The 6,920-nt window shown below is 57.2% G+C and carries 8 protein-coding genes and 1 pseudogene; 8 read left to right on the plus strand and 1 reads right to left on the minus strand.

What is annotated here, in order from left to right; translation table 11 throughout:
- Window positions 1-754: transglycosylase domain-containing protein (locus tag RTK32_RS16545; protein WP_312045887.1), on the minus strand; the 754-nt coding region annotated here is incomplete at its 3' end.
- Window positions 755-870: 116 nt separating this feature from the next.
- On the opposite strand from RTK32_RS16545, the gene pilM reads away from it, so the two are divergent.
- From pilM to RTK32_RS16585, 8 genes and pseudogenes are all read left to right on the plus strand, one after another.
- Window positions 871-1,695 carry a pilus assembly protein PilM gene (gene pilM, locus RTK32_RS16550; RefSeq protein WP_312045889.1) on the plus strand — a complete coding sequence of 275 codons (825 nt, stop codon included), beginning with the start codon at window positions 871-873 and terminating at the stop codon, window positions 1,693-1,695.
- Window positions 1,695-2,234: a PilN domain-containing protein gene (locus tag RTK32_RS16555; protein WP_312045891.1), complete on the plus strand. Its 540-nt coding sequence runs from the start codon at window positions 1,695-1,697 to the stop codon at window positions 2,232-2,234. The genes pilM and RTK32_RS16555 overlap by 1 nt, the downstream gene beginning before the upstream one ends.
- Window positions 2,227-2,724: a hypothetical protein gene (locus tag RTK32_RS16560; protein WP_312045892.1), complete on the plus strand. Its 498-nt coding sequence runs from the start codon at window positions 2,227-2,229 to the stop codon at window positions 2,722-2,724. Before RTK32_RS16555 ends, RTK32_RS16560 begins: the two co-directional genes overlap by 8 nt.
- Window positions 2,714-3,166, plus strand: a complete 453-nt coding sequence (locus tag RTK32_RS16565; protein ID WP_312045894.1) for a hypothetical protein — start codon at window positions 2,714-2,716, stop codon at window positions 3,164-3,166. The genes RTK32_RS16560 and RTK32_RS16565 overlap by 11 nt, the downstream gene beginning before the upstream one ends.
- Window positions 3,066-4,328, plus strand: coding sequence for a DNA uptake porin HofQ (gene hofQ, locus RTK32_RS16570; protein ID WP_312045896.1), 1,263 nt, complete (start codon window positions 3,066-3,068; stop codon window positions 4,326-4,328). The genes RTK32_RS16565 and hofQ overlap by 101 nt, the downstream gene beginning before the upstream one ends.
- Window positions 4,329-4,717: 389 nt before the next feature.
- Window positions 4,718-5,239: a shikimate kinase AroK gene (aroK, locus tag RTK32_RS16575; RefSeq protein ID WP_034934892.1), complete on the plus strand. Its 522-nt coding sequence runs from the start codon at window positions 4,718-4,720 to the stop codon at window positions 5,237-5,239.
- A 38-nt stretch (window positions 5,240-5,277) separates the two neighbouring features.
- Window positions 5,278-6,369, plus strand: a complete 1,092-nt coding sequence (gene aroB, locus RTK32_RS16580) for a 3-dehydroquinate synthase (RefSeq protein ID WP_312045899.1) — start codon at window positions 5,278-5,280, stop codon at window positions 6,367-6,369.
- A gap of 62 nt (window positions 6,370-6,431) precedes the next feature.
- Window positions 6,432-6,920, plus strand: a pseudogene (locus tag RTK32_RS16585) (SPOR domain-containing protein); the annotation flags it as partial.

A 6,920-nucleotide genomic window follows, 5' to 3' on the forward strand; every position in this document is an offset into this window, starting at 1 on the left:
AATGCGCTTCCAGCGGCGAATAGCGGGCTTCTTCGTACTGCGACTGCGTAATGTAGTTCTGATCCAGCATACGGCTGAGCACGACGTTGCGGCGAGACAGCGCACGGGTATGAGAATAGAGCGGGTTAAAGGTTGAGGGTGCTTTTGGCAAACCAGCGATCATCGCCATTTCGCTCAGAGAAAGCTGATCGACATTTTTACCAAAATAAACCTGCGCGGCAGCCCCTACGCCATAGGCGCGGTAACCTAAATAGATCTTATTCAGATAAAGCTCAAGGATCTCGTCTTTGCTCATCATTTGCTCAATGCGAATGGCGAGAAAGGCCTCCTTGATCTTACGCATTAGCGTGCGCTCAGGGCTGAGAAAGAAATTACGGGCCAGCTGTTGCGTGATGGTACTTGCGCCCTGCGAAGCGTGGCCGGAAACCAGCGCAATACTCGCCGCACGGAAAATGCCGATAGGGTCGATACCGTGATGCTCATAAAAGCGGCTATCTTCGGTCGCGATAAAGGCTTTAACCATTTCGGGGGGGATCTGCTCAAGCTTTAACGGGATGCGGCGCTTTTCGCCATATTGAGCAATCAGCTCGTTATCCGCACTGTAAACCTGCATAGGTGTTTGCAGCCGGACATCTTTCAGCGTGGCAACGTCGGGCAGCTGCGGCTGTATGTACTGATACAGACCATAAATCGAGCCAGCTCCCAGCAAAATGCAACACACTGCAAGGATCAAAAAATACTTTACGAACTTCACCTGATATTTTCCATCTTAAGTCGCCTGGACAGTTTATAAACAATCGCGCGGTAGTATAAAGGCAAGCCAGAGGCCTGGATACCTCATTTTTCTACCGAGCAGGGAGACCGCGCGAAATGGCATTTCAGACATGGCAAGTCGGCCTGGATATTCAAAACGGGCAGCTTTGTGCCCTGGGTATTCAATACCGCCGTAACGGCTGGCAGCTGCGCCACTGGTGGCAACATGCGCTGCCGCACGATACGTTAACCAACGGGCTGGTGCAACGGCCCACCCCGCTTATCCCCCTGTTGCAGCAGTGGCGAAAACGGCTGCCCCGACAGATCTCACTGCGCGTCGGCTTTCCTGCCCGGCTGGCGTTACAGCACGCACTGCCGCTGCCGCAAACCTCACTGCGTGAGCCAGAGCGTAGCCGCTATATCACCGCCGCGGCGAAACGATTTTTTCCGATAGAACCTGAAAAACTTGCGCTTGATTACCGGCAATCCGCCACCGATGGCGAGCAGCTGTGGTTGACCGCCGCCCGTCAGGATGCGGTTCATGTCTGGTTGTCGGGCCTGAATGCGGCAGGGCTTCACCCTCAGGTGCTGGAGCTGGCCCCGGCCGCATTGTTCGCGCTGGCGCAAAGCCTGCAGCTTAACCGTGAAGCCGTACTGGTACACCGTTTACCCGACCACTGGCTCTGGTTTGGCACAGGGCTACAGCCGCAGTGGGGCTGGTGCCCGGCTCATGACGCGACTCACCTGACAATGCTGCGTGAAAAATACCTCGCTGATGCCGGCCCATTTTACTATAGCTCGGCCTTTCCGGAAGCGCTGCCTGACGATGCGCTGTGGCTGGATCCGCTGGCGGCTTTCGCTTTTAAGGCGCTACCGTTACCCGCTTACAGCGGCGCCTTCGCGCTGGCTGCCGGCCTGGCGCTGCGGCCGGAGGATGCCTGATGATCTGGGTCAATTTTCTTCCCTGGCGTCGACAGCGCCAGCGTCAACAGCTGCGGCGCGATGCGCTGTTACTGGTGGGACTGCTTGCCCTGTTTCTCGCGGCGGCGACGCCATTGCTGAAGCAGCAGGCACTCAGCAAGCGGCAGCAGGTCGAGCTGCATTGGCTGCAAGAGACTAACGGGCAGCTCAACCGACTCGGTGCTCATCTGGCTCGTCTGGAATCGCAGCGCGATGCGCTTCGGCGCACGCTGGCCGTCAGTGAAGCAAGGCAGGCGCGTCTGCGCACGTGGCACGACTTTACACGTGACCTGGCCGATACGCTGCCGATGGCGCTCTGGCTAAGCGAAATCAGTACAACAGCGCAGAGCCTGATCGTCACAGGATTTTGTCTACAGCTGACGGAAGCCGAGGCGTTCCGGCAGCAGCTACAGCGATTTCACCTGTTTCAACAGGTCAAGACCAGCAGGATCAGCCGCGACGGGAAGGGCATTATCCATTTCACCCTTGAGGCCAGCCTGCCGGAACAAGAGCATGAATAACGCGCTGCTGCATCGCTGGCTGGGTTTACCGTTCTGGCTCCGGCTGCTGCTGCTGGTTTTTTGTCTTGCTGCCGGTGCGCTGACGATCCGCCATGCCTGGTTGCAGCCCCTTCAGCAGCAGATCGGCCAGCAGGCGCAGCAGCTGCAACAGAAGAAGACGCGCTATCGGCTGCTGCTGCGCGATTTGCAACAGCGAAGCTCGCTGCACAACATCGAAGCGGATATCGCCAGCCTCCGACAGGCGTTACAGCCTGATACACTCCGGCCGTTCTCATTGCTACAGCTGAGCGAAGCGGCAGGCAACCATTTACAGGCCTGGCAGCCAACCCCCCAGGGAGGCGAAGTCACCCTGCTGCTTGGCTGGCCGCAACTGCAGTCCGTGTTTCACTATCTGAGCGAGCGGCAACCGTCCGTCAGGCTGTTGCAGTTCAGCCTGAAACGGGCAGAGCAACAGCTACGGTTAAAACTGGTGGTGCAGTATGCACACTAACGTCTTTTTAACGCACAGGCTCAAGCGTCTGGCCCTGCTGGTATTCATACTGCTGCTGGCTTCCAGCGCGTCGGCCTCCCGCGATCCTTTTTCGCCGCCTGAAAATGTGCTTTGCGAGCCTCTGCTATCTGCGCCGCCGCCGCAGCTGCGCGGCATCATAGGCCAGCCCGAGGACTACCGCGCCTGGCTGGTCATCGGCAGCGGTGGCGGCAAATTATGGCGCGCGCAAAGCTGGCCAAATCATGACTGGCGGCTGTCGGGCGTCACTGCGCTGGGCATTACGTTAGCGTCTGCAGGATCGTGCAGACCGCCTTTAAAAATTAACCTGCAAGGAAGCCTCTATGACACCCATTCGCCTGTGGAAAATTCTTCTCCTGCTGCCGCTATGGCTGGCAGCACCGCTGCGGGGCAACCCGGCCCCGCTTTCCCTGGCGTTCGATGACGCACCCGTCGGGCAAATCCTCCAGGCGCTGGCTGACTATCAGCAGCTGAATTTGCTGGTCGCGCCCGGCGTTGAGGGACGGCTTTCCATTCGCTTAAAAGAGGTCAGCTGGCAGCAGGCGCTGTCGCTGGTGTCCCGTCTGGCAAAGCTGAGCGTGAATCAAGAGGGCAATGTACTGCTGGTTTTCCCGCCGAGCTGGCAGGAAGAAAAACAGCGGCAGCAGACGCTTGAGCGGGAAAAAGCAGAAAATGCGCTGCCGCTTGATACGCGGGCATTGCCGCTGCGCTATGCGGATGCGGAAAAAGTTTACGGCAGCCTGCAGGCTGCACAGGGCAAACTGCTGAGCGCTCGCGGCAGCGTGACGGTTGATAAACGCACTAACAGCCTGATCCTGCGAGATACCCGGGTCGCGCTGGACGAGGTACAGCGCTGGGTCATGGCGGTGGACACGCCGCTGGAGCAGGTCGAACTTGCTGCGCATATTGTGACGCTCAGCGAAGAAAGCCTGAGCGAGCTGGGAGTACGTTGGGGGCTGGGCGGGGAAGAGCAGATTGCCCACGCGCTGCGAGTCAGCCAGTTGCGGGTCGATCTGCCGGTGGCCAGCCCCGCGCTGGCTGCTGGCTTCACCCTGGCGCGTCTGAATGGCAGGATGCTGGATCTGGAACTGAGCGCGCTGGAACAGGAAAACAAGCTGGAGATTATCGCCAGTCCCCGCCTGTTTACCTCGCATCAGCAGCCCGCCAGCATCAAACAGGGAACTGAAATTCCCTATGAGGTCTCCAGCGGCAGCAACGGTAAAACCAGCGTGGAGTTCCGAGAGGCCGTATTAGGCATGGACGTTACGCCTTATGTGCAGCCGAATGGCCGTATCCTGTTAAAGCTGCATATCAGCCAAAATTTGCCCGGCAGCATGATACGTAGCGGAGAAGGAGAATATATCGCTATCGATAAGCAGGAGATCCAGACTCAGGTTACCCTGAAAGATGGCGAGACGCTGGCGCTGGGGGGGATTTTCCAGCAGCAGCGTGCAAAAGGGCAGAGCCAGGTGCCGCTTCTTGGCTCTGTGCCGCTGTTGGGCGCGCTTTTTCGCCATGCCTCTACCAGCCAAAAAAAGCGGGAGCTGGTGATCTTCATCACCCCAAGACTGATTCGTGACGAGTAAAGCTTTTTTGTAACAAACTGAGCGAGCGAGTGCTTTTTTAGCGGATTGCAGCCATATGCGTTTGACGCAAGAGCGGAATTAGCTTACAAGGTTTAGCGATTTTTGAATTACAGGCCTCGGTTTGGCTTTAAGAAAAAGCATTTACCCGTTTTTTATCGTGCGCAACCGGCGTAACCGATGCTGTGACATCGGGGTGATAAATGAAGCGGACTGAACGCGCCAACTTTGGGCGCAATGGGCAAGGTCAATTTAATCGGTTGCCAAAACACCTTCAGTGTTGAGATAATTTTCCTCTGACTCTCGCACTATCGCTCATGAGGTTTCAGTTCATGTCCTGTCCGCTGTAGGACGGGGTATCATTAACGAATTGTCTTAGTAATACCGAAAAAATGGCAGAGAAACGCAATATCTTTCTGGTTGGGCCTATGGGTGCCGGCAAAAGCACTATTGGGCGTCAGTTAGCTCAGCAACTCAATATGGAATTTTTCGATTCCGATCAAGAAATTGAGCGACGTACCGGAGCGGATGTGGGCTGGGTGTTCGACGTCGAAGGCGAAGAAGGCTTCCGCGATCGCGAAGAAAAGATCATTAACGAACTCACTGAGAAGCAGGGCATTGTCCTGGCGACCGGTGGCGGCTCCGTTAAGTCTCGCGAAACACGCAACCGTCTTTCCGCTCGTGGCGTGGTGGTCTATCTGGAGACCACGATCGAAAAACAGCTGGCTCGCACGCAACGCGATAAAAAGCGACCTTTGCTCCAGGTGGATTCTCCACCGCGCGAAGTGCTGGAAGCGTTGGCGGACGAACGCAATCCGCTGTATGAAGAGATTGCTGACGTCACCATTCGTACCGATGACCAAAGCGCTAAAGTCGTCGCAAATCAAATTATTAATATGCTGGAAAAGAGCTAGCGGCTCTGATCCGCCTGCGGGCCGAAAAGGAGTGGTTCATGGAGAAGATTACCGTCACTCTGGGGGAACGCAGTTACCCCATTACCATCGCTGCCGGACTGTTTAACGATCCGGCTTCTTTTTGGCCGCTTAAGGCGGGCGAGCGGGCAATGCTGGTGACTAACGACACGCTGGCGCCGCTCTATCTTCAACCCGTTCGTCAGCGGCTCGAAAGCGCTGGCGTAGAAGTGGACCAGGTGATCCTGCCCGACGGCGAGCAGTACAAAACGCTGGAAGTGATGGATCGGGTCTTTACCGCGCTATTGGAAAAACCGCATGGGCGCGATACCACGCTGATTGCCCTGGGCGGCGGCGTGATTGGCGATCTTACTGGTTTTGCTGCGGCAAGCTACCAGCGCGGCGTACGGTTTATTCAGGTTCCTACCACGCTGCTGTCGCAGGTGGATTCTTCCGTTGGCGGCAAAACGGCTGTTAATCATCCCCTTGGCAAGAACATGATCGGCGCGTTTTATCAGCCGGCTTCGGTTGTTATCGACATCGACTGCCTGAGCAGCCTGCCCGCTCGCGAGCTGGCATCAGGTCTTGCGGAAGTGATCAAATACGGCATCATCCTTGATGGTGAGTTTTTTTGCTGGCTGGAAGCTAACCTGGACGCGCTGCTGGCGCTGGACGGCAAGGCGTTGGCCTACTGTATTCGTCGCTGCTGCGAGCTGAAAGCCGAAGTCGTCGCTGCCGATGAGCGGGAAATGGGTCAGCGCGCGTTGCTGAATCTTGGCCACACTTACGGACACGCCATCGAAGCGCATATGGGCTACGGCAACTGGCTGCATGGCGAGGCCGTGGCGGCAGGGATGGTAATGGCTGCGCGGACTGCAGAACGGCTGGGTGAGTTTTCTGCTGCCGATACCGACAGGATTATCAGTCTGCTGCAGCGTGCCGGCCTGCCGGTACACGGCCCGGCAAGTATGACGGCAGAGGATTATCTGCCGCATATGCTGCGTGATAAAAAGGTGCTGGCGGGCGAGCTGCGTCTGGTGCTGCCGCTGGCTTTAGGACAGGCACACGTGCGCGGCGGCGTTGCGCATGATACGGTGCTGGCAGCGATTAACGACTGTCAGAAACCGGCCTGAGCCGTTAGTTAACTACTGGCGTACACGTAAAGCGGCAAAGCTGCTTTACCGGAGGAGGTGTAATGGACGATTTTAAACCGGAAGATGAGTTAAAGCCTGATACCAGCGATCGCCGTCCACAGCGAGCGCGAAAAACGTCCTCTGCCCCCAAGGTGCCGGTTTCCCGCCAGCAGCTGATGATGGGGATAGGCATCCTGGTGCTGTTGCTGATCGTGCTTGGCATCGGTTCAACGCTGAACTCGTCGGACAGCGGCGATAAAAAAGCCGCTCAGGCTCCGGCCACCTCTGGCAGTAGTGATAAAAATATTGACCTTACCGGCTCTTCTTCGATGAGTGGTCAAAACGCCGCGTCGCCTTCTGGTACGGATTCAGGTAGCCCTGCCGTGAATGGACAGGCTGGTGCTGATGCTGGCGCCTCTTCCCCGAGCGGACAGACAGGCATGGATTCCGGTACCTCTGGCACAAACGGACAGTCTGCTGATAATTCAGCTGCATCCGGTAATGCGCCTCAGACCCTGAGCGCACCGCCGGTCGCCTCTACGCCGACTGAA

Source organism: Erwinia sp., from assembly GCF_031978025.1.
In the GTDB taxonomy this organism is placed as follows: domain Bacteria; phylum Pseudomonadota; class Gammaproteobacteria; order Enterobacterales; family Enterobacteriaceae; genus Erwinia.

Excerpts from the sequence above, each read along its gene's own strand:
- RTK32_RS16565 (WP_312045894.1), top strand. The coding sequence starts at position 2,714 with ATGCACACTAACGTCTTTTTAACGCACAGGCTCAAGCGTCTGGCCCTG.
- RTK32_RS16560 (WP_312045892.1), top strand. The coding sequence starts at position 2,227 with ATGAATAACGCGCTGCTGCATCGCTGGCTGGGTTTACCGTTCTGGCTC.
- aroB (WP_312045899.1), top strand. The coding sequence starts at position 5,278 with ATGGAGAAGATTACCGTCACTCTGGGGGAACGCAGTTACCCCATTACC.
- hofQ (WP_312045896.1), top strand. The coding sequence starts at position 3,066 with ATGACACCCATTCGCCTGTGGAAAATTCTTCTCCTGCTGCCGCTATGG.
- aroK (WP_034934892.1), top strand. The coding sequence starts at position 4,718 with ATGGCAGAGAAACGCAATATCTTTCTGGTTGGGCCTATGGGTGCCGGC.
- pilM (WP_312045889.1), top strand. The coding sequence starts at position 871 with ATGGCATTTCAGACATGGCAAGTCGGCCTGGATATTCAAAACGGGCAG.
- RTK32_RS16555 (WP_312045891.1), top strand. The coding sequence starts at position 1,695 with ATGATCTGGGTCAATTTTCTTCCCTGGCGTCGACAGCGCCAGCGTCAA.